This window comes from Streptomyces sp. NPDC007917, from assembly GCF_042959105.1.
Taxonomy (GTDB): Bacteria; Actinomycetota; Actinomycetes; order Streptomycetales; family Streptomycetaceae; genus Streptomyces.
This window is the reverse complement of the sequence record NZ_JBIBKK010000017.1, coordinates 77,569-101,232: the sequence shown is the minus strand read 5'-3', so window position 1 is coordinate 101,232 and position 23,664 is coordinate 77,569. Positions and strand designations below refer to the sequence as shown.

Below are 23,664 nucleotides of genomic sequence, written 5' to 3'. Positions count from 1 at the left end.
CCGACGGGCAGGCATCGACGAATAGGCGTCGACGGCCGGATGCGTACGGCCCGCAGCCGCGCCCCGGACCCGGCCCGGCTCAGTGGTGGAAGGCCGTGGCCAGGCTCTCGGGCCGGCCCAGCGGCTCGGACTGGCGGCGCAGTTCGGGCAGCAGCGTCTCCAGGTCCTCCAGGAAGAGGTCGGAGAGGTCCATCGAGAAGCCGTTGCGGCACACCACCCGCAGCACGGACAGGTCCTGCCGGTTGGGCGGGAAGGTGTAGGCGGGGACCAGCCAGTTGTGTTCGCGCAGTCGCCGCGACACATCGAACACATCGAAGTTCCGCACGCCCTCGGCCGTGGTGAAGGCGAAGACCGGCAGTTCGTCCCCGCGCGTCAGCAGCCTGAAGTCGCCCAGCGCCTCGATCCGCCCGGCCAGCGAGCGCGCCACGTCCCGCGTGCTCTGCTGCACGGCGCGGTAGCCCTCCCGCCCCAGCCGCAGAAAGGTGTAGTACTGGGCGGCCACCTGGGAGCCGGGCCGGGAGAAGGTCAGCGCGAAGGTCGGCATCTCGCCGCCCAGATAGTTGACGCGGAAGACGAGCTCCTCGGGGAGGTTCTCGGCCGTGCGCCACAGCGCCCAGCCCACACCGGGGCAGACCAGGCCGTACTTGTGCCCGGAGGTGTTGATGGAGGCGACCCGGGGCAGCCGGAAGTCCCACACCACGTCCGTGTCGAGGAAGGGCGCCACCATCGCGCCCGACGCGCCGTCCACATGGACCGGGATGTCCAGTCCGGTGCGCTCCTGTAGGTCGTCGAGCGCCGCGCAAACCTCCGCGACCGGTTCGTACGAGCCGTCGAAGGTGGACCCGAGGATGGTGACGACACCGATGGTGTTCTCGTCGCACAGGTCGGCGGCCGCCTGGGGGTCGAGGTGGAACCGGTCGCCCTCCATGGGCACCTGGCGCGCCTCGACCTCCCAGAAGTTGCAGAACTTCTCCCAGCAGACCTGGACGTTGATTCCCATGACCAGATTGGGCCGGGCCGTCTTCGGGTAGCGCTCCGCGTTGCGCTTGGCCCAGCGCCGCTTGAAGGCCATTCCGGCGAGCATGCACGCCTCGCTGGAACCGGTGGTGGAACAGCCCATCACCGAGTCCGGGTCGGGGGCGTGCCACAGATCGGCCAGCATCGCGACACAGCGCCGCTCCAGCTCGGCGGTGCGCGGATACTCGTCCTTGTCGATCATGTTCTTGTCGCGGCACTCGAACAGCACCTGGTCGCCCTGCGGCTCCATCCAGGTGGTGACGAAGGTGGCGAGGTTGAGCCGGGCGTTGACGTCCAGCATCAGCTCGTCGTGTACGAGCTGATAGGCGGTGGCGGGCGCCATCGGGCCGTCGGGCAGCCGGTTGCGCGGCACCTCGTCGGCCATGCCGCCGACCGGGTCGGCGGCCCCGTAGAGGGGGTTGACGGCAACGTTGCGCCGCCGCCCCTCCTGGTCCCGCTTGCCGTGCCTGCCCGTGTGGAGCGTCATGGGCCGCCCAATCCCCTCAGTCCTATGAGAGCCGTCGGCTGACCCTGGCGACAATACGGGCATATCGGTCGAATATCCCGCTCCCGCGCCGCGCCCCCCGCGGCACCCCCATCGCCCCCCCCGCTCCTCCCTCGCGCCCCGCGCCGCTACCCCGCGCCGCTACCCCGCGCTGCTCAGCGACAGCTTCACCGCGAACCCCAGGAACGCCGCTCCCGCCGTCGCCGACAGCCCCGCGGTCAGCCGCTTCCGCCGCCGGAAGGCCGCCGCCAGATGCGCGCCGGTGAAGATGAGCACCGACAGATACGTGAGGCTGAACAGCTGCACCCAGGCGCCCAGCGCCACGAAGGACAGCGCCGGGTGGGCGTAGTCCGGGTCCACGAACTGCACGAAGAAAGAGATGAAGAACAGGATCGCCTTCGGGTTCAGCAGGCTGATCACCAGCGCCTTGCGGTACGGCCGCTCCGCCGCCTTCGCGCCGTCACCCCCGGCCTCGGCCCCGGCCGCCGCAAGGCCGTCCGGGCCCTCGTCCCCGTGCGAGCCCCGGGTGCGCCACAGCCGCCACGCCCCGCGCAGCATGCCCACCGCGAGCCAGCTCAGATAGCCGGCGCCGGTGAACTTCACCACGGCGAAGAGCGCCGGGCTCGCCTGCAGCAGCGAGGCCACGCCGCCCGCCGACAGCACCATCAGCGCCGTGTCCCCGCACACCACGCCCAGCGCCGCCCGGTAGCCGGTGCGCGCGCCGCTGCGGGCGGCGACGGAGACCACATACAGCGAGTTCGGCCCCGGCAGCAGAATGATCAGGGCGAGACCCGCCAGATACGTCGAAAGATCTGTTATCCCCAGCACAACAGGCAGGATGCCAGGCACCCCGGACATCTCCCCGCGGGTTTCCGGGATGCGGACTTGCACCTCACGTCACGTGAGGGCGCACCGTGGAGCGCGTACCGAGGAAGGAGCGGACGGGCCATGAGCTACTCCGTGGGACAGGTGGCGGGCTTCGCCGGGATCACGGTGCGCACCCTGCACCACTACGACGAGATCGGGCTGCTGAGCCCGAGCGCCCGCAGCCGGGCCGGGCACCGGCGTTACGACGACGCCGACCTGGACCGGCTCCAGCAGATCCTGTTCTACCGGGAGCTCGGCTTCCCGCTCGACGAGGTGGCGGTCCTGCTGGACGACCCGGACGTGGATCCGCAGGAGCACCTGCGGCGTCAGCACGCCGTGCTGACCGAGCGGATCGAAAGGCTCCGGAAGATGGCCGCCGCCGTCGAACACGCCATGGAGGCACGGAAGATGGGCATCAACCTCACGCCCGAGGAGAAGTTCGAGCTCTTCGGGTCCAAGAACCCCGAGGCCTACGCGGAGGAGGCCGAGCGGCGCTGGGGCGGCACCGACACGTACGCCGAGACCCAGCGGCGCACGGCCGGCTACACCAAGGAGGACTGGCGGCAGATACAGGCCGAGGTCGCCGACTGGAGCACCCGGTTCGCCGCGCTCATGGAGGAGGGCGAGCCGGCCTCCGGCGAGCGGGCGATGGACATGGCCGAGGAGCACCGGCGCCACATCTCCACGTGGTTCTACGAGTGCACCTTCGAGATCCACCGGGGGATCGGCGAGACGTATGTGACCGACGAGCGGTTCCGGGAGTTCTACGACTCGATCCGGCCCGGGGCCGCCGAATTCCTGCGCGACGCCATCGCGGCCAACACCGCCCGCCACGGCTAGGTCCCGGACAGGGGCCTGGCCCGCCCGCCGCGCCGTACGCCTCGCCCTGGTGGGTCCGGGGCGTACGGACAGCGGGAACCGAGGGCACGCACACGGCGTTGATAGCTTTGGGCGGCACACTGTGAAGACCCCACCCTGTCCGCCCCCACCCTGCGGCCGGGCCTCGCACGAGCCTGCACCCCTCGACCCAGGAGCCTGTCACCCGTGACCACTCTCGCGCTCGGCCCCAGTTGGCTGGACCCCGACTACCTCATCGAAACCTTCGGCCTGCTCGGCGTCCTGGCGATCGTCTTCGCGGAGTCCGGCCTGCTCATCGGCTTCTTCCTGCCGGGTGACTCGCTGCTGTTCACCACGGGCCTGCTGGTCACCACGGACGTGATCAAGCAGGATCTGTGGCTGGTCTGCGTCGGCGTCGCCGCCGCCGCGGTCATCGGTGACCAGGTCGGGTACCTCTTCGGCCGGAAGGTCGGCCCCTCGCTCTTCCGCCGCCCGGACTCCAAGCTCTTCAAGCAGGAGAACGTGGAGAAGGCCCACGAGTTCTTCGAGAAGCACGGGCCCAAGTCGCTGATCCTGGCCCGCTTCGTGCCCATCGTGCGCACGTTCACGCCGATCATCGCGGGCGTGAGCCGGATGAACTACCGCTCCTTCATCATCTTCAACATCATCGGCGGCATCGCGTGGGGCGTGGGGGTCACCCTGCTCGGGGCCGCGCTGGGCAAGGTCGACTTCGTCCACGCCCACATCGAGCTGATCCTGGTCGGCATCGTCCTGCTGTCGGTGATCCCGATCGCCATCGAGTTCCTCCGCGCCCGCGGCAAGGCCAAGAAGGAAGCCGCGTCGGGCCCGGCGGAGCCGACGGGCGCCCAGGGCCCCGCGGCGGGCCCGACCGCGCCGGGGACCGGCCCCGAGGCGCGCTACCAGGCGCAGCAGCCCTCGGGCCCGGCGCCGCGCGGCCGCCACGCCAAGCGCTGACGCCCGGCGGCCCCCGCCCACCATCCCCACACCCACAGCCCCCACAGGCCCCACGCACCCCCGCTTCCCACCGCCCCACCCTTCGGATGGCGGCCATCGACCCGCACAATGGGCTCGATGGCCGCCATGGTGCATGGTGGCCGGGGTACACACGTGCAAAAGGCGGGTGAGGAGCGAAGCGACGTGGGGTCCGAACGACAGCGCGGTCAGCGCGGTGTGAGCGTGCCGGAATCGGAGGGAGCGGGGAGCCGCAAGCCGCAGTCGGACGAGGCGCACAGCGCCTTCACGCCGCCGCTCGGCATGCCGTTGCCGCCCGTGCCCGAGGACGACCACCCCACCTCCGAGTTCGCCGTCCCCGAGGGGCTGGCCCCCGAGCCCTCCGGCGACACCGAGGGCTCGGCGTTCGTACCGCCCGCCGGGGTCAAGACCGGTCCGCAGGCCGCCCAGGCCGCGAACGTCCTGGCGTTCACCCCGCCCAACGGCATCCCCGTCGTCCAGCTCGCCAAGGAAGCCCCCTGGCAGGACCGGATGCGCACCATGCTGCGCATGCCGATCAGCGAGCGCCCGGCGCCCGAGCGCCAGGAGCGGCAGGACGAGGCGGGGCCCGCCGTGCCGCGCGTGCTGGACCTGACCCTGCGCATCGGCGAGCTGCTGCTCGCGGGCGGGGAGGGGGCCGAGGACGTCGAGGCGGCGATGTTCGGCGTGGCGCACGCGTACGGGCTCGACCGCTGCGAGCCGACCGTCACCTTCACCCTGCTCTCGGTCAGCTACCAGCCCTCGCTCGTCGACGACCCGGTCACCGCCAGCCGCACCGTACGCCGCCGGGGCACCGACTACACCCGGCTGTCGGCCGTCTTCCGCCTGGTCGACGACATCACCTCCAGCGACGACTTCACCCTGGAGGAGGCCTACCGCCGCCTCGCCGAGATCCGCCGCAACCGCCACCCCTACCCCGGGTGGGCGCTCACCGTGGCCGGCGGAGCGCTGGCCGGCGCGGCGAGCATGCTGGTCGGCGGCGACTGGCCGGTCTTCTTCGTGGCGGCCGTCGGCGCGATGCTCGGCGACCGGCTGGCCTGGCTGGCCTCGGGGCGCGGGCTGCCGGAGTTCTACCAGTTCGTGGCCGCGGCGATGCCGCCCGCCGCGATGGGCGTCGCGCTCAGCCTGGCCGGGGTGGGGCTGCAGTCCTCCGCGGTGATCACCGGTGGCCTGTTCGCGCTGATACCCGGGCGTGCGCTGGTGGCGGGCGTGCAGGACGGGCTGACCGGCTATTACATCACCGCCGCGGCCCGGCTCCTGGAGGTCGCGTATCTGATCGTCGGGATCGTGTGCGGCGTGCTGACCGTGCTGTACGGGGGGCTCCAGCTGGACGCGAAGCTCAACCCGGAGGCGACCTGGCGCCAGGTCGACCGGCCAGTGGTGCAGATCGTCGCGGCGATGCTGCTCGCGCTGACCTTCTCCATCCTGCTCCAGCAGGAACGTCACACCCTGCTGTTCGCGACCCTCAACGGCGGGGTGGCCTGGGTCGTCTACGGAGCGCTGCACGACACCGCGGGCGTCCCCGCGGTCGCCGCCACGACGGTCGCCGCCGGGCTGGTGGGTCTCTTCGGGCAGATGCTGTCCCGCTACCGCTACGCGTCCGCGCTGCCGTACGTCACGGCGGCCATCGGGCCGCTGCTGCCCGGTAGCGCCACGTACTTCGGCCTGCTGGCGCTGGCCCAGGGCAATCTGGACCGCGGTATCGCCCACCTCACCCAGGCGGTGGCGCTGGCCCTGGCCATCGCCATCGGGGTGAACCTGGGCAACGAGGCCGCGCGCCTGTTCCTGAAGGCCCCGCGGCCCGAGGCCGAGGCATCGGGCCGCCGCGCCGCCAAGCGCACCCGCGGCTTCTGACATCCCGCGCACGACAGACACCCCGCGCACAACAGACCCCCGGCGCACAACAAAGGGCGGGCCGGAAGACCGGCCCGCCCTTGGTCAAACCCTCAAAGTCCCGTCAGTGGGCCCCGCCCGAGGCCTCCAGGCGCTTCATGGACGCCTCGACCTCGGCCTCGGCCTCGGCGCGTCCCACCCAGTTGGCCCCCTCGACCGACTTGCCCGGCTCCAGGTCCTTGTAGACCTCGAAGAAGTGCTGGATCTCCAGGCGGTCGAACTCCGAAACGTGGTGAATATCACGCAGGTGCTCGACCCGCGGGTCGGACGCGGGCACGCACAGCAGCTTGTCGTCGCCGCCCGCCTCGTCCGTCATCCGGAACATGCCGATCGCACGGCACGTGATCAGGCAGCCGGGGAAGGTCGGCTCGTCCAGAATGACGAGTGCGTCCAGCGGGTCGCCGTCCTCGCCGAGGGTGTTCTCCACAAAGCCGTAGTCAGCCGGGTAGCTGGTCGAAGTGAAGAGTCGACGGTCGAGACGGATGCGCCCCGTCTCGTGGTCCACCTCGTACTTGTTGCGCGAACCCTTCGGGATCTCGATGGTGACGTCGAACTCCACGGGTGGCTCCTCCATGATCAACACATACGTCTGGTGATTAAGTGTCCCCCACGCAGGTGTGTGGTGGCGAAAGGGGCTGGTCCGACGTGCCTGAAGCCAGATCGTGGCAGGTCAGGTGGTGGCAGAGCCGGTGGCAGAGCGCCACGGGCCGGTGGCGGAGCGCCACGGTGGAGCAGCGGCTGACGTGGCGACTGTCGGCGATCTCCGCCGTCGTCGGCCTGGTGGTGGCGGTCGCGTCGGTGTTCGCGGCCGGGCCGTGGGACTCCGGGCAGCGTACGGCCGAGCGGGCCCGCGCCGCCGGGAGTCCGGGCACAGGTGGTGAGCGTCACGGCGGCGCCCCCTCGCGGTCCGCGCCCAGCGCCGCGCCGGTGCTGGCCCCCCTGGGCACGGCCGCCGTCGCGCCCTCCCCGGACAGCGGCGACGACGCGGTCCCGCAGCCCAGCGGGGCGGGCCTGGCCGACGCGCTGGAGCCGCTTCTGGACGACGGGGCGCTGGGCAAGCCGCGCTCGGTGTCCGTCGTGGACGCGGCGACCGGGCGGCAGCTGTACGGGACGCAGGCGGACGCCCGGGCCGTGCCCGCCTCGATCATCAAGCTGGCGACCGGCGTCGCCGCGCTCTCCGCCCTCGGACCCGACCACCGCATCGAGACCACCGTCGTCGCCCCCGAAGGCGGTGCCGAGGGCAAGGACAAGGACCGCATCGTGCTGGTCGGCGGCGGCGACCCCACCCTCACCGCCCGCGCCACCAAGGGCGCCGGCGCCCCGGCCAGCCTGCGCAAGCTGGCCGACAGAACCGCCGCCGCGCTCGAGAAGAGCGGCACCGAGAGCGTCCGTCTGGGCTACGACACCTCGCTCTACTCCGGCCCGGTCCTGCACCCGATCGGCCCCAACGAGAACATCTCCCCCGTCACCCCCCTCATGGTCGACGAGGGCCGCCTGGACGACAGCGACCACGGCCCGGCCCCGCGCTCCCAAGACCCCGCCGCCGACGCGGCGGAGGCGTTCGCCACGATGCTGCGCGACCGCGGGATCGACGTGAAGGGTGAGCCGCGGTCCGTGAAGGCCGGGAAGGATGCGCGGCGGCTCGCCACCGTCCGCTCCCAGCCGCTGTCCGCCCTGGTCGAGCGGGCGCTGACCTACAGCGACAACGACATCGCCGAAGCCCTCGCCCGGCAGACGGCCATCGCCTCCGGCGAACCCGCCGGCTTCGAGGGCGCGGGGCGGGCCGTCATGGACCGGCTGGACAAGCTCCGGCTGCCGCTGTCGGGCGCCCGTATCGCCGACGGCAGCGGCCTGGACCGCGCCGACCACGTGTCCGCGGCCCTGCTCGCCCAGGTCCTGGTGCGCGCGGCCGACCCCGACCACCCCGAGCTGCGCCCGGTCCTCACCGGCCTGCCGGTGGCCGGCTTCACCGGGACGCTGCGCGGCCGCTACGCGCAGGAGGCGGTCGGCCGTGGCGTGGTCCGCGCGAAGACCGGGACCCTGACGGGCGTCAACACGCTCGCGGGCACCGTCGTCGACGCGGACGGCCGCCTTCTGGCCTTCGCGTTCATGACGAACGGAACCACCGACCCCCAGGGCGCGCAGCGCGCGCTGGACCGCATGGCGTCCGCACTCGCGAACTGCGGTTGCCGCTGATGCCCTCGTCGCCTCCCGGATGGACCGCGCGCCACGTACCGTGAAGCCATGACGAGCATCGGTGGTGCGGAGATGGTCGACTGGAACCTCGCGGTCGCGACCGCGACCCGGCTGGTGCGGCCGGGCCCCGACGTGAGCCGGGACGAGGCGCGGGCCGTCGTCGCGGAGCTGCGCCGGTACGCCAAGTCGTCGGAGGAGCACGTCCGGGCCTTCACCCGAATGGCCCCGGCGGGCGGACCCGGCTCGGACACCCCGGTCCTCGTCGTGGACCGGTCGGGCTGGATCAAGGCGAATGTGGCGGGCTTCCGCGAGGTGCTGAAGCCACTGCTGGGCAAGATGCAGGAGCGTCGCGGCGGGCTGCCGGGCGGCGCGGTGCTCGGGGCGGTCGGCGGCAAGGTCACCGGGGTGGAGCTGGGGATGCTGCTGTCCTTCCTGGCCTCCCGGGTGCTCGGCCAGTACGAGACCTTCGCGCCGCCCAGCCGCGAGCTGCCGGCCTCCGCGGGCGGCGGGCGGCTGCTGCTGGTCGCGCCGAACGTGGTGCATGTCGAGCGCGAGCTGGACGTCGCCCCGCACGACTTCCGGCTGTGGGTGTGTCTGCACGAGGAGACGCACCGTACGCAGTTCACCGCGGTGCCCTGGCTGCGCGACCACATCGAGTCCGAGATCCAGGCCTTCCTCGGCGAGACCGAGGTGGACCCGGCCACCCTCCTGGAGCGGTTCCGCGAGGCCGTGCAGTCGCTGGGCGGCGGCCGCCCGGAGTCCGACGGCGACGGGGACGGCGGCACGCCCAGCATCATCGAACTGGTGCAGACCCCGGCCCAGCGGGAGATCCTGGGTCGGCTGACCGCCGTGATGTCGCTGCTGGAGGGGCACGCGGACTATGTGATGGACGGGGTGGGGCCCGAGGTGGTGCCGTCCGTCGCGGAGATCCGCGAGAAGTTCCAGAAGCGCCGGGCCAGCGGCGCGGGCCGGCTGGACCAGGCGCTGCGCAAGCTGCTGGGGCTCGACGCCAAGCTGCGGCAGTACCGGGACGGGGAGCGGTTCGTGCGGTCCGTCGTGGACCAGGTCGGGATGGACGGCTTCAACCGGGTCTGGACCTCGCCGAACACGCTTCCGACCAAATCGGAGATCAGCAAACCCGCGGACTGGGTCGCGCGGGTGCACCGCAGGACGGAGCCGTAGGAGCGCCATGCCCTCTTAATCACCCGTCCGAGGGACCGTGAGCGACGGGTAGGCGTGCGATGCTCGGGGAACACCCCGCTTCTGTCACCATCGACATACTCTGCGTGACGAGCTCTGTGTGACGACATCCTCGTAACGGCCCCCGAGGCACCCCCTCGAACGACAGATGGGAAACGGACATGGGTCCCCATCCAGCGGTCGCCGCGATACGCCTGGCGGTCCGCCGCGTCCTCCACGACGTACTCGTCGACTTCTCGACCTCGCCCCCCGCCCCCGCCCCCCTCGCGCCGCTGGTGCTCGTCGCCTGCTCCGGCGGCGCCGACTCCATGGCGCTCGCCTCGGCCCTCGCCTTCGAGGCCCCCAAGCTCGGGGTGCGCGCCGGAGGGGTCACCGTCGACCACGGCCTGCAGGACGGCTCCGATGTGCGCGCCGCCGAGGTCGCCGAGCGGCTGCGGCTGCTCGGTCTTGAGCCGGTCGAGTGCGTCGCCGTGTCCGTCGGCCGGGGCGGTGGCCCCGAGGCCGCCGCCCGTGACGCGCGCTACGCCGCCCTCGACGCAGCCGCCGAGCGGCATGGCGCGGTCGCCGTGCTGCTCGGCCACACCCGCGACGACCAGGCCGAGACGGTCCTGCTGGGGCTGGCCCGCGGCTCCGGCATCCGCTCGCTGTCCGGTATGGCGCAGGTCTCCGGGGCGGGTGGGCGCTACCGCCGCCCCTTCCTGCGGCTGGACCGGCAGACCGTCCGCCGGGCGTGCCTGGCCCAGTCGCTGCCCGTATGGGACGACCCGCACAACGTGGACCCGGCGTACACCCGCTCCCGGGTCCGCCACGAGGCGCTGCCCATCCTGGAGAAGGCCCTCGGCAAGGGCGTCGTCGAGGCGCTCGCCCGCACCGCCCAGCTCTCCCGTGACGACGCCGACGCCCTCGACGCCTGGGCCGCCCGGGCGGAGGCGGAGGTGCGGACCGACGTACTGCCCTCCGGGGCCGCCCCGGCCGGCGGCCAGGCCCCGGCCGAACCCGACGCCGTCGAACTCGACGCCGTCGGGCTGCACGCGCTGCCCCCCGCCGTCCGCCGCCGGGTGCTGCGCCGCGCCGCGATCGCCGCGGGCGCCCCCGCCGGTTCGCTCTTCGCCCGCCACATCGAAGAGGTGGACCGGCTGATCACCGGCTGGCGCGGCCAGCGGGCGCTCAATCTCCCCGGCCGCGTGGAGGTCCGCCGGGAGGGTGGCAGACTGGTCATCCGGCAGGGCTGACCCGCCCAGCCAGTGAAGCCGGTAACCCTAACGAGAGTGGCGCGGGTGGACGACAAGGACATGGGCACCGACCTGAAGTCGGTCCTCATCACCGAGGAAGAGATCAACGCGAAGCTGGCCGAGCTGGCCGCCAAGATCGACGCGGAGTACGCGGGCAAGGACCTGCTGATCATCGGGGTCCTCAAGGGCGCGGTGATGGTCATGGCGGATCTGGCACGCGCCCTGTCCACCCCGGTCACCATGGACTGGATGGCCGTGTCCTCGTACGGCGCGGGCACCCAGTCCTCCGGCGTGGTCCGCATCCTCAAGGACCTGGACACCGACATCAAGGGCAAGCACGTCCTGATCGTCGAGGACATCATCGACTCCGGCCTGACCCTGTCGTGGCTGCTGTCCAACCTGGGCTCGCGCGAGCCCGCCTCGCTGAACGTCTGCACCCTGCTGCGCAAGCCGGAGGCGGCCAAGGTCGCCATCGACGTGAAATGGGTCGGATTCGACATCCCCAACGAGTTCGTCGTCGGCTATGGCCTCGACTACGCCGAGAAGTACCGCAACCTGCCCTTCGTCGGCACGCTCGCCCCGCACGTGTACGGCGGCTGAGCCCCTTCCGGGGCCTTCGGGAACCTGGCGCGGTTTCCCGCCGTTGGAGCAGGGGAAGGCGGATTTGTTAACAGTCCACGGCGGCGTCGGGTGACAATGCTGGGGTACCGTCCGAAGGTCAGTCTTTTTTGAGACTGAGGATTACACAGCTCATACACCGCAAATACACCGCAATACACCGCATGCACAGGCGCCCCTCCAGGGCTGCCGTGCCTCACTGTGGCAGGAGGGACGGGGCGGCATCGCCCCGTATGGATGGACGTGAAGCGCTACTTCCGTGGGCCGGTCATGTGGATCGTGCTGGCCGTCCTCGCCGTGGTCGTGTTGATGCAGGTCGTCGGCTCGTCCGGCGGCTACAAGTCGGTGGACACCAGCCAGGTCGTCAAGGCGATCAACAGGAACCAGGTCCAGTCCGCCGAGCTGACGACCGGCGACGAGCACAAGATCAAGATCGAGCTCAAGGACAACGTCGCTAAGATCTCGGGCAGCAGGAAGCTCCAGGCCACCTACATCGGTGACCAGGGCCTCGACATTGCCCGGACCTTGCAGGCCAATGCCCAGAAGCAGGGTGGGATCCCGGACGGGTACAACGTCTCGACCTCGAAGCAGAACCCGTTCGTCGGGATCCTGCTGTCGCTGCTCCCGTTCGTGCTGATCGTCGTGGTCTTCCTGTTCCTGATGAACCAGATGCAGGGCGGCGGCTCCCGGGTGATGAACTTCGGCAAGTCGAAGGCCAAGCTGATCACCAAGGACACCCCGAAGACGACGTTCGCGGACGTGGCCGGGGCCGACGAGGCGGTCGAGGAGCTCCACGAGATCAAGGAGTTCCTGCAGGAGCCGGCGAAGTTCCAGGCCGTGGGCGCCAAGATCCCCAAGGGCGTGCTGCTCTACGGCCCGCCCGGCACCGGTAAGACGCTGCTCGCGCGCGCCGTCGCGGGCGAGGCGGGTGTCCCCTTCTACTCGATCTCCGGCTCCGACTTCGTCGAGATGTTCGTGGGTGTGGGTGCCTCCCGCGTCCGTGACCTGTTCGAGCAGGCCAAGGCGAACGCCCCGGCGATCGTCTTCGTCGACGAGATCGACGCCGTCGGCCGCCACCGCGGCGCCGGCATGGGCGGCGGTCACGACGAGCGCGAGCAGACGCTGAACCAGCTGCTGGTCGAGATGGACGGCTTCGATGTGAAGGGCGGCGTCATCCTGATCGCCGCCACCAACCGGCCCGACATCCTGGACCCGGCGCTGCTGCGCCCGGGCCGCTTCGACCGGCAGATCGCCGTGGACCGCCCGGACATGCAGGGCCGCCTGGAGATCCTCAAGGTCCACCAGAAGGGCAAGCCGGTCGCGCCGGACGTCGATCTGTCCGCCGTGGCCCGCCGCACCCCCGGGTTCACCGGTGCCGATCTGTCCAATGTGCTGAACGAGGCCGCGCTGCTGACGGCCCGCAGCGACAAGAAGCTGATCGACAACCACTTCCTGGACGAGGCGATCGACCGTGTCGTGGCCGGTCCGCAGAAGCGGACCCGGATCATGAGCGAGAAGGAGAAGAAGATCACCGCGTACCACGAGGGCGGTCACGCCCTGGTCGCGGCGGCCTCTCCGAACAGCGACCCGGTGCACAAGGTCACCATCCTCTCCCGCGGCCGGGCCCTGGGCTACACCATGGTCCTGCCGGACGAGGACAAGTACTCGACCACGCGCAACGAGATGCTGGACCAGCTCGCCTACATGATGGGCGGCCGCGCCGCGGAGGAGCTCGTCTTCCACGACCCGACCACGGGCGCGTCCAACGACATCGAGAAGGCGACGGCCACGGCCCGCGCGATGGTCACGCAGTACGGCATGACCGAGCGGCTGGGCGCGATCAAGTTCGGCTCCGACAACTCCGAGCCGTTCCTGGGCCGTGAGATGGCTCACCAGCGCGACTATTCCGAAGAGGTCGCCGCGCTGGTCGACGAGGAGGTCAAGAAGCTCATCGAGGCCGCGCACAACGAGGCGTGGGAAATCCTCGTCGAGAACCGCGACGTCCTGGACAACCTGGTCCTGGCGCTGCTGGAGAAGGAGACGCTCAACAAGGAGGAGATCGCCGAGATCTTCGCCCCGATCGTCAAGCGCCCGGCCCGCCCGGCATGGACCGGCTCCTCGCGGCGTATGCCCTCCACCCGCCCGCCGGTGCTCTCCCCCCGGGAGCTCGCCCCGGCCAACGGTGCCCAGCCCCCCTCGGCGGCCGGCCTCGCGAAGGCCACCACCCCCGAGGACAGTGTGGAGCGCCCGGAAGAGGCAGGGCCCGAGAGCTGACCCGAGGCGGGCCGTCATCGGCGCCCGCACAGGGTCCGTAGTGGCCCATACCGACCCGGAATGAACGCCGCGTCCCCCAGGTTCTAGCCTGGGGGGCGCGGCATCCGCGTTTTCAGGTTTGACGTTTTTTGGTGGCATGAGGAACGAGGCAGCTCCATGACCGACTCCATCTCGCTGGACGGCCAGGGCCCCGTCGGTGTCTTCGACGAGAAGCGCGCCGAGCAGGCGGTCCGCGAACTGCTCATCGCCGTCGGCGAGGACCCGGACCGGGAGGGGCTGCGGGAGACGCCGGGGCGGGTGGCCCGTGCGTACCGGGAGATATTCGCGGGGCTGTGGCAGAAGCCCGAGGAGGTCCTGACCACGACCTTCGACCTGGGCCATGACGAGATGGTGCTGGTGAAGGACATCGAGGTGATGTCCTCGTGCGAGCACCACCTGGTGCCCTTCGTGGGCGTCGCCCACGTCGGCTACATCCCGTCCAACGACGGCAAGATCACCGGGCTGTCCAAGCTGGCCCGGCTGGTCGATGTCTTCGCCCGCCGCCCGCAGGTCCAGGAGCGGCTGACCACGCAGATAGCCGACTCCCTGATGCGAATCCTGGAGCCGCGCGGTGTGATCGTGGTGGTGGAGTGCGAGCACATGTGCATGACCATGCGCGGGGTGCGCAAGCCGGGCGCCAAGACGCTCACCTCGGCCGTGCGCGGCCAGCTGCGTGATCCGGCGACCCGCGCCGAGGCGATGAGCCTCATCATGGCGCGCTAGGCCCTGTCCGGACGGCCGTACCGCGGCCCAGGGCCGCAGGCCTACGCCCGGGCCGCCGCGCCCGGCCCGTTCCCGGTGTCAGTGTCATCGTCTTCGGGCAGCCTGCAGACCCGCTCCAGGAAGAACGCGGCGGCGACCACGGCCGCCCCCGCCAGCACCGAAGCCGCCGCGTAGATCGCCTGGTCCTTACGGGCGGGCACATCCAACTGCTCCAGCAGCAGAAACACCCCGACCCCGCCGTACATCCCCGAGACCAGCGCCGCCACCAGCGCGCTCGCCTGGCCGAAGACCACCGCGCGGGCGGCCACCAGCGGATCCACGCCCTTCGCACCGGGCCGGCGCTCCCGCTGGGCGCGCAGCCGGGCCCGCAGGGACAGGGCGGTCGCGGCCAGCACGACCGCGATCAGGGCCAGCACGATCGGCGCGGCCACCGGAACGCTGGGCAGCGAGCCCAGCGTGTCCCACAGCCGGGCGCCCGCCCATGACACCACGCCGGCCACGACGAACAGCCCGACCAGCACCCTGATCCGAAGTTGCCTCACCGAGCCGTCGCCCCTCAAGTCGTACGTGGTCGCGAAATCGTACGCAGTCGCGTGGAGTCCACGGGATCGTGGAATCCACGGGATCAACGTCTATTCGGGCAGCCGCAGTTCCAGGTCCGCCCGCGCCTGTACGCCCTCCCGGCCCACCTCGGCCAGCAGCCGCGAGACCGCCCCGAGCCCCGGGACCTCGGCCCCCGGGTCCACGTCGTGCCAGGGGACGAGCACGAAGGCGCGCTCGTGGGCGCGGGGGTGCGGCAGGGTGAGCACCGGGTCGTCGGAGATCACGTCCTGGTAGGTGACGATGTCCACATCCAGCGTCCGGGGGCCCCAGCGCTCGTCGCGCACCCGCTCGAAGGCCTCCTCGATGGCGTGTCCCCGCTCCAGCAGGGAGGAGGGCGGCAGCGTCGTCTTGACCAGCACCACCGCGTTGAAATACGTCGACTGGGTGCCCGGTTCCACCCCCCACGGCTCGGTCTCGTACACCGGTGAGACCGCCTTGACCCGCAGGCCCGGGGTGTCCTCCAGCGCGTCGACCGCGCCCTGCAGGGTCTCCAGGCGATTGCCCAGATTGCTGCCGAGCGAGATCACCGCCCATTTCGGGTTCGACAACGTCACATCGGCGGCGTCCACCCGCTCCACGACGGAGGCTGGGACGGGCTGCACGGTCGGGTCGCTGCTGCTCATGCTCGGCTCCGGGTGATGGTGATGGTCACGTCGTCGAAGGGCACGGTGATCGGGGCCTCCGGCTTGTGCACCACGACCTCGACCTCCCGCACCTGCTCGTGCTTGAGGCACCGCTCGGCGATCCGCTCGGCGAGGGTTTCGATCAGGGCGACCGGCTCCCCCTCCACCACCTCCACGACCTCCTCGGCCACCACGCCGTAGTGGACGGTCCTGGTGAGGTCGTCGGTGGCCGCGGCGGGCCGGGTGTCCAGGCCGAGCACCAGGTCCACGACGAAGGTCTGGCCCTCCTCGCGCTCATGGGGGAAAACCCCGTGGTGCCCGCGGGCCCTCAGGCCGCGCAGCGCGACACGATCCACCCGAATCACTCCTGCTGTCGTCGGTCGGGGCACGTCCGATCTGCCCGGAACGCACCACCCGTCCCCCGCCGTCGGCGGGGGCACCTCCTTCGAATCTACCTGCGAGCACGGACAGGACTCGCCCACGGGGGTCCGTGGCGCGCGCTCCCGGAGCCCCCGCGCCACTTCCCCCTACCCGCCCATGGCGCAGATCTCACGCCCGGTTCGACTCAGGACAGAAGTCCGTCCGGGTTGTCGTCCGGGTTGTCGTCAGGGCCCCCGGCCTCCGCCGCGGCGCCGGCCGCGTCGTTCTGCTCCGCCAGCACCGGCGACCCGTGGTGCGCCCACACCTTCCAGCCGTCCTCGGTCCGCCGGAACACGTTCGTGGCCACCACCAGCTGCCCCACCAGCGGGCCGAGCTGGCCCTCCTCCTCCGCCGGGGCGCCGCTGAGAATGTTCTCCGTGCAGGTCACCATCGCGGTGTCGGACATGATCGACACCTCCACATCCGTCAGGAAGAACTGGATGTAGTCGGTGTTCGCCATGATCAGCGCATAGGAGCGGAGCACTTCGCCGCGCCCGCGCAGCACCGGCCAGCCCGGGTGCACACAGGAGACCTCGGTGTCCGGGGCGTCGAGCCACAGCCGCGCCATCGCCCCGTGGTCGCCCTGCTCCATGGCTTCGTACAGCGCGGTGTTGGCCAGTGCCACCCGCTCGCTGTCCGTCAGGGAAGTCACACCGCTCCCGCCGTGTCCGCCGCTTCGATCGCCCGGGCCACGCGCACCGCGTCGGCGCTCGCGCGCACCTCGTGCACCCGCACCGCCCACGCGCCCTCCCGCGCCGCGATCGCCGAGACCGCCGCTGTCGCCGCGTCCCGCTCGCGGGCGGGGGGCGGGCTGCCGCCGTCTCCGGCCAGTACGCGCCCCAGGAACCGCTTCCGCGAGGCCGCCACCAGCAGCGGCCGCCCCAGCTCCCGCAGCGCGCCGAGCCGGGCGACGAGCGCCAGGTCGTGATCGGCGCTCTTCGCGAAGCCGAGGCCGGGGTCTATCACGATCCGCTCCGGATCGATGCCGCCGGCCACCGCCCGCTCCAGGCTCGCCCGCAGCTCCGCGACGACCTCTGAGACCACATCCCCGTAGACCGCGCGGTTATTCATGTCGATCGACTGGCCGCGCCAGTGCATCACCACGAACGGCACCCCGGCGGCGGCCACCATCGGGACCATCGCCGGGTCGGCGCCGCCCCCGCTCACGTCGTTGACCAGCCGCGCCCCGGCCTCGACCGCGCGCTCGGCGACCGATGCCCGCATGGTGTCCACGCTGACCACCGTCCCAGCGGCGGCCAGCTCGCGCACCACCGGGACCACCCGGCGCAGCTCCTCGGCCTCGTCGACGCGGGACGCGCCCGGGCGGGTCGACTCGCCCCCGACGTCCACCAGGTCCGCCCCGGCGGCGACCAGGTCCAGGCCGTGTTTGACGGCCAGCTCGGTGTCGAACCACTGGCCGCCGTCGGAGAACGAGTCGGGCGTGACATTGACCACGCCCATCACCGCGCACCGGCCCCACTCCGGCAGTCCGGCCACCCGCCGCCGTTCACGCAACGTCCTCATGACCCCAGCCTAGGCGTACCTCGGCCGCCTGCCCCGCCCGCCGGGCGGGTCACGCGGCCTGTTCGAGGCCGCCGCGCGCGGCGGCCGCGACCTGATGGGCGCAGGGCCTCGGCTCGGCGCGCCGCCCGCGGCGCAGCAGCCGGGGCAGGGCGAGCGAGACGAAGCCCTCGGCCTGCATCGCCGCCAGGCCGATGCGCGGCAGGTCGCGGGTGTTGCGGAAGACCACGAACCGCGGCTCCCAGCGCGGCTGGAACTTGGCGTTGAACTTGTACAGCGACTCGATCTGGAACCAGCGCGACAGGAACACCAGCAGCCCCCGCCAGCCCCGCAGCACCGGCCCGGCGCCCAGCTTCTCGCCGCGCGCCAGCGCGGAGCGGAACATCGCGAAGTTCAGCGACACCCGGGTGACCCCGAGCCCCTCGGCGGCCTGGAGGGAGGCGACGATGAGCAGTTCGTTCATGCCCGGGTCGGCGCTGCGGTCCCGGCGCATGAGGTCCAGCGACATGCCGTCCCGGCCCCACGGCACGAAGTGCAGCACGGCCTTGAGGTCCCCGTACGGGCCGGGCTCGGCGCCCTCCTCGGGCGCCTTGTGGGCGGTGGCGATGACCGAGTCCCCGTCCGCCGGGTCGCCGATCCGGCCCAGCGCCATGGAGAAGCCCCGCTCGGTGTCGGTGCCCCGCCAGTCCGCGGCGGCCTGCCGGATGGCCTCCAGCTCGTCCTCGCTCAGATCGCGGGCGCGCCGTACCCGGGTCTCGTACCCGGCCCGCTCGATGCGCTTGACCATCTGGCGGACGTTGCGCATGGCGCGCCCGGACAGGGTGAAGTCCGCCACGTCCACGATCGCCTCGTCGCCGAGCTCCAGCGCGTCGAGGCCGGTCTCCCGGGTCCACACCTCGCCCCCGGTCTCGCTGCACCCCATGACCGCCGGGGTCCAGGAGTGGGCCCGCGCCTCCTCCATGAAGCGGGCGATGGCGCCCGGCCAGGCCTCCACGTCGCCGACCGGGTCGCCGCTGGCGAGCATCACCCCGGAGACGACCCGGTAGCAGACCGCGGCCTTGCCGCTCGGCGAGAAGACCACGCCCTTGTCGCGGCGGAGCGCGAAGTGGCCCAGCGAGTCGCGGCGCCCGTGCGCGGCGAGCAGATCGCGCAGCCGCTCCTCGTCCGCGGGGGTCAGCCGGGCGGCGGGGTGCTCGGGACGGAAGGCGAGGTAGGCGGTGGTCGCGACGGTCAGCAGGCCGAGCGCGCCGAGCGAGTAGCCGACGGTGTAGTCGGCGCCGTCCCGGTAGCCGACCGGCCCCTCGAAGCCGAACAGCCCCCACAGCACATGCTCCAGCTGCTCCTGGAACGACGGCCGTCCCACCACGTCGTCGGGGTGCGATCGTACGATCAGCAGCCCGAGCCCGACGCTCACCGCGCCCAGCACCACGAAGTTGGCCAGCGCCATCCAGCGGCTGCGCGGATCCGGCAGCGCCGCGAACTCCTTCCGGTAGCGGATCATGACGCCCAGGAGCACCAGCGAGAGAACCGCCCCGCATATGGAGTGCCGGTACAGCAGCTGGGCGGCGGCGCCGACGGGCAGCAGCCCCACGGCGGCGACCCAGGCGCGCCGCTTACGCCGCTTCAGCCCGTGGGCCAGCATGAGCAGCAGCAGTCCGACCACGATGGACGCGGCGGCGGCCAGCGAGCTCACCGCGCCCGGCAGTACATCGGCGAGGGCGTGCACCTTGCTGTAGCGGAGGCGCGGAAAGACGATGTTCAGCAGTCCGATCAGCATGCAGGCGGTGCCCACGGCGGTCGGTACAGCCTCCGGCCGGGGTCCGCGCGGCAGCCCCCGTACCCGGGAAGCAACCCTTCCGGACTTTTCGGCATCTTGACTGTCAGACATTCGCTTTCCCGTCGCTCCGGTCTAGAGATCCGTCTCTGACGCAGTATCTGGACATTTCGCGCCCACCAAGACGGCGTTTGACGGGGCGGGGTTCCATCGCGGCACGGGGGAGCCGGCCGCCCGGCAGAAAGATAGTGATGGGTCTTACGAGCAACAACGTCGTGATGGTGTCAGTCGTCGCGTCGGTGCTGCTGTTCGGCGCCACGATCTGGCTCTGGCCCAGGCTCGCCCGACGAGGAATCGCCCCGGTCCTCGGCCGGATCGGCATGCTCCTGGTCACGCAGGTGTCGCTGTTCGCCGCGCTCGGGCTGTTCGCCAACCAGTCGTTCGGCTTCTACGGCTCCTGGTCGGACCTGTTCGGCACCGAGACCACACCGGGCGTGGTGGTCAACCACGACGCCCCGGGCTCCACCCGGGTGCAGGTCACCGACGTCCGGAGGGTGAACGTGCCCGGCGGTTCCTCGCCGGCCGTCGCCGGGCGGATCGAGAAGGTCACCATCAAGGGGCCGCTCTCCGGGCTGGCCAGCCCGGCGTACGTCTATCTGCCGCCGGAGTACTTCCAGCCGGACTACGCCCGGCGCGACTTCCCCGCCGCGCTGGTGCTGACCGGGTACCCGGGCACCACCGAGGCGCTGATCAACGGCCTGAAATACCCTCAGAACGCCCACAGGCTGGTCAGACACGGCAGGATGCAGCCGATGGTCCTGGTGATGCTGCGTCCGACCGTCGCCCCGCCGCGCGACACCGAGTGCATGGACGTGCCGGGCGGCCCGCAGACCGAGACGTTCTTCACCAAGGACGTGCCGGCCGCCGTGGCCGGCCACTACCGGGTCGGCGAGCACGCCCGTAGCTGGGGCGTCATCGGGAATTCCACCGGCGGCTACTGCGCGTTGAAGATGGCCATGCGCCACCCCGAGGCCTTCTCCGCCGCGGCCGGTCTCTCCCCCTCGTACAAGGCCCCGATCGACGCGACCACCGGCGATCTGTTCGGCGGCAGCAAGCGGCTGGAGCAGGAGAACGACCTGATGTGGCGGCTGAACCACCAGCCCGCGCCGCCGGTGTCCCTCCTGGTCTCCAGCAGCGAGCACGGTGAGAAGAACTACAAGGACACCGTGAAGTTCATCGAGAAGGTCAAGGAGGTCAACCGCCGGGGCGAGCCCACCAGGATCTCCTCCATCATCCTGAAGACCGGCGGTCACAACTTCAACACCTGGAGGCGCGAGGTGCCCGCCGCGCTGGCGTGGCTGGGCGGCCGCCTCAGCGACCGCTGAACGGCGGCCGCTGAGCCGCTGTGACCCTCGAGCCGCGCGCGCTCACGCGTCGGCGACCGTCTGCAGTTCCACCTCCGCCCGGGCGATGCCGCCCGCGTCGGCGTCGATCGAGCGGCGCAGCGCCTCGTGGAGGCGGGCGGGGGTGAGCACGCCGAGGAAGCGGTCGTCGTCGAGGACCGCTATCCAGCCCGCGTCGTGCTGCAGCATGGTGCTGAACGCCTGCTTGAGCGAGGAGCCGACCGGCAGCCACGCCTCCATGCGGCGGGCGTGGTCCCGTACGGTCCCTCCGCCCGCCTCCTTGCCCACCTTCTCCGCCGTGTCCGCCGGGATCCAGCCGTGCAGCCGGTCCGCGTCGTCCAGCACGACGGCCCAGCGCGCCCCGTCGGCCGACAGCCGGGCGGCGGCCTTGGCCAGCGGGTCGTCGAGGTGGACCACCGGGGGCTGTTCGAGGTCGCCCGGCTCGATGGGGGTGACGGACAGCCGCTTCAGGCCGCGGTCCGCGCCGACGAAGTCCGCGACGTACGGCGTGGCGGGCGCGCCCAGCACCGACGCGGGCGTGTCGAACTGCTCGATCCGCCCCGCCCCGTACACCGCGATGCGGTCGCCGAGCCGGACCGCCTCCTCGATGTCGTGGGTCACCAGCAGCACCGTCTTGCGGACCTGCGACTGCAGCCGCAGGAACTCGGTCTGCAGATGCTCGCGGACCACCGGGTCCACGGCCCCGAACGGCTCGTCCATCAGCAGCACCGGCGGGTCGGCGGCCAGCGCCCGGGCCACCCCGACCCGCTGGCGCTGGCCGCCGGAGAGCTGGTCGGGGTAGCGGTCGCCGTAGACGGACGGGTCGAGGCCCACCAGGTCGAGGAGTTCGGCGGCGCGGTCCCGGCCCTTCTTGCGCTGCCAGCCCAGCAGCGCCGGAACGGTCGCGGTGTTCTCCAGCACGGTCTTGTGCGGGAACAGGCCGACCTGCTGGATGACATAGCCGATGCGGCGGCGCAGCTTCACCGGGTCGACCTCGGCGATGTCCTCACCGTCCAGGAAGATCCGGCCCGAGGTCGGCTCGATGAGCCGGTTGACCATCTTCATGGTGGTGGTCTTGCCGCAGCCCGAGGGTCCGACGAGCGTGACCAGCTCGCCCTCCGTGACCTCGAAGGACAGATCGTCCACGGCCGTCGTGCCGTCGGCGTAGCGCTTGGTGACGTTCTCGAAGCGGATCATGGCTCCCCATTGTGGTCGCATTCCGGGTTTGAATTGTTGCTGTTGTGTGGCGAGCCGACGAGATTGTCGGTGCCCGGGGTTAGGGTCGCCAGGTCACCGGAGACGACGGGGAGGTGACCGAGTGGCCGGGCAGAGCTGCCTGATCAGCAATGACTGGATCTGCGGAGAATATGTACGTACGCGCAGTCAGGAGCTGACGGACGCGACGGTCCAGCATGTGTGGATCACGGTGGCGTCGGTCGCCATCGGTTTCGTGGTCGCTTTTCCACTGGCGCTGCTGGCCCGCCGATGGCGGTCCGTGGCGGGCCCGGTGCTGGGGCTGACCACCATCCTCTATACGGTGCCCTCGCTGGCGATGTTCTCGCTGCTGCTGCCCTTCTTCGGGGTCTCGGCCGCGGTGGTGATCACCGGCCTGGTGCTGTATTCGCTGACGATCCTGGTGCGCAACATCATGGCCGGGCTCGCCTCGGTGCCCGAGGAGGCCCGTGAGGCGGCCCGCGGCATGGGGTACGGCCCGCTGCGGCTGCTGTTCGGCGTGGAGCTGCCGCTCGCGCTGCCCGCGCTGATGGCGGGTCTGCGGATCACCACGGTCTCCACCGTCTCGCTCACCACGGTCGGCGCGATCATCGGCTACGGCGGCCTCGGCAACCTGATTTATGAAGGCATGCGCAGCTTCTTCAAGGCCCAGGTGCTCACCGCGTCGGTGCTGTGCGTGGCCTTGGCGGTCACGGCGGATGTGCTGCTGCTCCTCCTGCAGCGGCTGCTCACGCCGTGGGCGCGGGGAGGAACGAAGAAGGGCCGGAAGGCGCGGAAGAGGGCGCGGGAGCAAGAGCGCGAGGGCGAGCGGGAGCAGGACAGCGCACGGCAGAAGGTGGGGGCGGCCTGATGGGGGTCATCGGCGAGGCCTGGACATGGCTGAACACCGGATCGCACTGGTCGGGCACCGACGGCGTCTGGCACCGGCTCGGCCAGCACCTCTACCTCACCTTCGTCTGTCTGGCGATCTCGTGCGCGATCGCCCTGCCGGTCGCCGTCGTGCTCGGCCACATCGGCAAGGGCGGCGCCCTCGCGGTCAACATCTCCAACGCGGGCCGCGCGGTGCCCACCTTCGCGGTCCTGGTCCTGCTGCTGCTCAGCCCGCTGGGGACGCACGGCGACTGGCCCACGATCGTCGCGCTGGTGCTGTTCGCCATCCCGCCGCTGCTCACCAACGCCTATGTGGGGATGCGCGAGGCGGACCGCGAGGTCGTCGAGGCGGCCCGCGGCATGGGGATGACCGGCGGTCAGCTGGTGGCCAGGGTGGAGCTGCCGCTCGCCTTCCCGCTGATCATGACCGGGGTGCGCTCGGCCGCCGTGCAGGTGGTGGCGACCGCGACGCTCGCGGCGCTGCCCGGCGGCGGCGGGCTCGGCCGGATCATCACGGCGGGCTTCCGGAACACCGACACCCCCCAGGTGGTGGCCGGGGCGGTGGTCGTCGCGGCTCTCGCGCTGGTGGTCGAGGGCGTGTTCGTCGCCCTGCAGTGGCTGCTGGACCCGATGCGCCGCAGGCGCGTACGGCCCGCGGCCGCGGAGCGGCGCCCGCCCGCTGACCAGGCGCCGAAGACGCCGGCCATAACGGGCGCGTGAACAGTGGCGCGGTCCACGGCGATGTGGGCGCGCCGAATATCCGTGACGTCTCATGACATCGCATGGCATCTATGGACGGGGAATC

Annotated in this window: 22 protein-coding genes; 12 read left to right on the top strand and 10 right to left on the bottom strand. The window is 71.5% G+C overall.

Going from position 1 to position 23,664, the window contains the following annotated elements; translation table 11 throughout:
- Positions 1–79: 79 nt before the first annotated feature.
- Entirely contained in the window at positions 80–1,504 is a 1,425-nt protein-coding gene (locus ACFZDL_RS30185; protein WP_353590427.1) for a glutamate decarboxylase, read from the bottom strand.
- Positions 1,505–1,663: 159 nt separating this feature from the next.
- Entirely contained in the window at positions 1,664–2,350 is a 687-nt protein-coding gene (gene leuE, locus ACFZDL_RS30180) for a leucine efflux protein LeuE (RefSeq protein WP_353590428.1), read from the bottom strand.
- Between the two features lie 120 nt (positions 2,351–2,470).
- Here leuE and ACFZDL_RS30175 point away from each other — a divergent pair, with 120 nt between their 5' ends.
- The 3 genes from ACFZDL_RS30175 to ACFZDL_RS30165 all read left to right on the top strand — a co-directional run bounded on the left by ACFZDL_RS30175 (position 2,471) and on the right by ACFZDL_RS30165 (position 6,091).
- A complete protein-coding gene (locus tag ACFZDL_RS30175) occupies positions 2,471–3,229 on the top strand; it encodes a MerR family transcriptional regulator (protein ID WP_353590429.1) in 759 nt (252 codons plus the stop codon).
- 204 nt (positions 3,230–3,433) lie between these two features.
- Positions 3,434–4,201, top strand: coding sequence for a VTT domain-containing protein (locus ACFZDL_RS30170; protein ID WP_353590430.1), 768 nt, complete (start codon positions 3,434–3,436; stop codon positions 4,199–4,201).
- A gap of 183 nt (positions 4,202–4,384) precedes the next feature.
- Complete coding sequence (locus ACFZDL_RS30165) at positions 4,385–6,091, top strand: threonine/serine exporter family protein (RefSeq protein WP_353590431.1); 1,707 nt, start codon at positions 4,385–4,387, stop codon at positions 6,089–6,091.
- Between the two features lie 103 nt (positions 6,092–6,194).
- Here the strand turns inward: ACFZDL_RS30165 and ACFZDL_RS30160 are convergent, their stop codons facing one another.
- On the bottom strand, positions 6,195–6,689 hold the full coding sequence (locus ACFZDL_RS30160) for an inorganic diphosphatase (protein WP_353590468.1): 495 nt from the start codon (positions 6,687–6,689) through the stop codon (positions 6,195–6,197).
- Positions 6,690–6,775: 86 nt separating this feature from the next.
- On the opposite strand from ACFZDL_RS30160, the gene dacB reads away from it, so the two are divergent.
- The 6 genes from dacB to folE all read left to right on the top strand — a co-directional run bounded on the left by dacB (position 6,776) and on the right by folE (position 14,412).
- The gene (dacB, locus tag ACFZDL_RS30155; protein ID WP_391192949.1) at positions 6,776–8,326 is read left to right on the top strand and encodes a D-alanyl-D-alanine carboxypeptidase/D-alanyl-D-alanine-endopeptidase; all 1,551 of its coding nucleotides are present in this window, start codon (positions 6,776–6,778) and stop codon (positions 8,324–8,326) included.
- A 48-nt stretch (positions 8,327–8,374) separates the two neighbouring features.
- Positions 8,375–9,508, top strand: a complete 1,134-nt coding sequence (locus ACFZDL_RS30150) for a zinc-dependent metalloprotease (RefSeq protein WP_353590432.1) — start codon at positions 8,375–8,377, stop codon at positions 9,506–9,508.
- A gap of 179 nt (positions 9,509–9,687) precedes the next feature.
- Positions 9,688–10,758 carry a tRNA lysidine(34) synthetase TilS gene (gene tilS, locus ACFZDL_RS30145; RefSeq protein WP_353590433.1) on the top strand — a complete coding sequence of 357 codons (1,071 nt, stop codon included), beginning with the start codon at positions 9,688–9,690 and terminating at the stop codon, positions 10,756–10,758.
- Positions 10,759–10,818: 60 nt separating this feature from the next.
- Positions 10,819–11,358 carry a hypoxanthine phosphoribosyltransferase gene (hpt, locus tag ACFZDL_RS30140; RefSeq protein WP_311727226.1) on the top strand — a complete coding sequence of 180 codons (540 nt, stop codon included), beginning with the start codon at positions 10,819–10,821 and terminating at the stop codon, positions 11,356–11,358.
- A 255-nt stretch (positions 11,359–11,613) separates the two neighbouring features.
- Positions 11,614–13,650 carry an ATP-dependent zinc metalloprotease FtsH gene (gene ftsH / locus ACFZDL_RS30135; RefSeq protein ID WP_353590434.1) on the top strand — a complete coding sequence of 679 codons (2,037 nt, stop codon included), beginning with the start codon at positions 11,614–11,616 and terminating at the stop codon, positions 13,648–13,650.
- Between the two features lie 156 nt (positions 13,651–13,806).
- Positions 13,807–14,412, top strand: a complete 606-nt coding sequence (folE, locus tag ACFZDL_RS30130) for a GTP cyclohydrolase I FolE (RefSeq protein ID WP_353590435.1) — start codon at positions 13,807–13,809, stop codon at positions 14,410–14,412.
- Positions 14,413–14,453: 41 nt separating this feature from the next.
- On the opposite strand, the gene ACFZDL_RS30125 is transcribed toward folE, so the two are convergent.
- The 6 genes from ACFZDL_RS30125 to ACFZDL_RS30100 all read right to left on the bottom strand — a co-directional run bounded on the left by ACFZDL_RS30125 (position 14,454) and on the right by ACFZDL_RS30100 (position 19,467).
- Complete coding sequence (locus ACFZDL_RS30125) at positions 14,454–14,954, bottom strand: DUF3180 domain-containing protein (RefSeq protein ID WP_353590436.1); 501 nt, start codon at positions 14,952–14,954, stop codon at positions 14,454–14,456.
- Positions 14,955–15,044: 90 nt separating this feature from the next.
- A complete protein-coding gene (gene folK / locus ACFZDL_RS30120) occupies positions 15,045–15,638 on the bottom strand; it encodes a 2-amino-4-hydroxy-6-hydroxymethyldihydropteridine diphosphokinase (protein ID WP_353590437.1) in 594 nt (197 codons plus the stop codon).
- Positions 15,635–15,994: a dihydroneopterin aldolase gene (gene folB, locus ACFZDL_RS30115; RefSeq protein ID WP_353590438.1), complete on the bottom strand. Its 360-nt coding sequence runs from the start codon at positions 15,992–15,994 to the stop codon at positions 15,635–15,637. The genes folK and folB overlap by 4 nt, the downstream gene beginning before the upstream one ends.
- A gap of 209 nt (positions 15,995–16,203) precedes the next feature.
- A complete protein-coding gene (locus ACFZDL_RS30110) occupies positions 16,204–16,710 on the bottom strand; it encodes a nuclear transport factor 2 family protein (protein WP_353590439.1) in 507 nt (168 codons plus the stop codon).
- Entirely contained in the window at positions 16,707–17,582 is an 876-nt protein-coding gene (folP, locus tag ACFZDL_RS30105; RefSeq protein WP_353590440.1) for a dihydropteroate synthase, read from the bottom strand. The genes ACFZDL_RS30110 and folP overlap by 4 nt, the downstream gene beginning before the upstream one ends.
- Positions 17,583–17,631: 49 nt before the next feature.
- Complete coding sequence (locus ACFZDL_RS30100; RefSeq protein WP_353590441.1) at positions 17,632–19,467, bottom strand: phosphatidylglycerol lysyltransferase domain-containing protein; 1,836 nt, start codon at positions 19,465–19,467, stop codon at positions 17,632–17,634.
- Between the two features lie 137 nt (positions 19,468–19,604).
- Here ACFZDL_RS30100 and ACFZDL_RS30095 point away from each other — a divergent pair, with 137 nt between their 5' ends.
- Entirely contained in the window at positions 19,605–20,738 is a 1,134-nt protein-coding gene (locus tag ACFZDL_RS30095; RefSeq protein WP_353590442.1) for an alpha/beta hydrolase-fold protein, read from the top strand.
- A gap of 42 nt (positions 20,739–20,780) precedes the next feature.
- Here the strand turns inward: ACFZDL_RS30095 and ACFZDL_RS30090 are convergent, their stop codons facing one another.
- Positions 20,781–21,953: a betaine/proline/choline family ABC transporter ATP-binding protein gene (locus ACFZDL_RS30090; protein WP_353590443.1), complete on the bottom strand. Its 1,173-nt coding sequence runs from the start codon at positions 21,951–21,953 to the stop codon at positions 20,781–20,783.
- A gap of 121 nt (positions 21,954–22,074) precedes the next feature.
- Here ACFZDL_RS30090 and ACFZDL_RS30085 point away from each other — a divergent pair, with 121 nt between their 5' ends.
- Together ACFZDL_RS30085 and ACFZDL_RS30080 are read left to right on the top strand one after the other, a co-directional pair.
- Complete coding sequence (locus ACFZDL_RS30085) at positions 22,075–22,839, top strand: ABC transporter permease (RefSeq protein ID WP_353590445.1); 765 nt, start codon at positions 22,075–22,077, stop codon at positions 22,837–22,839.
- Complete coding sequence (locus ACFZDL_RS30080; protein WP_353590446.1) at positions 22,839–23,579, top strand: ABC transporter permease subunit; 741 nt, start codon at positions 22,839–22,841, stop codon at positions 23,577–23,579. Before ACFZDL_RS30085 ends, ACFZDL_RS30080 begins: the two co-directional genes overlap by 1 nt.
- Positions 23,580–23,664 lie beyond the last annotated feature (85 nt).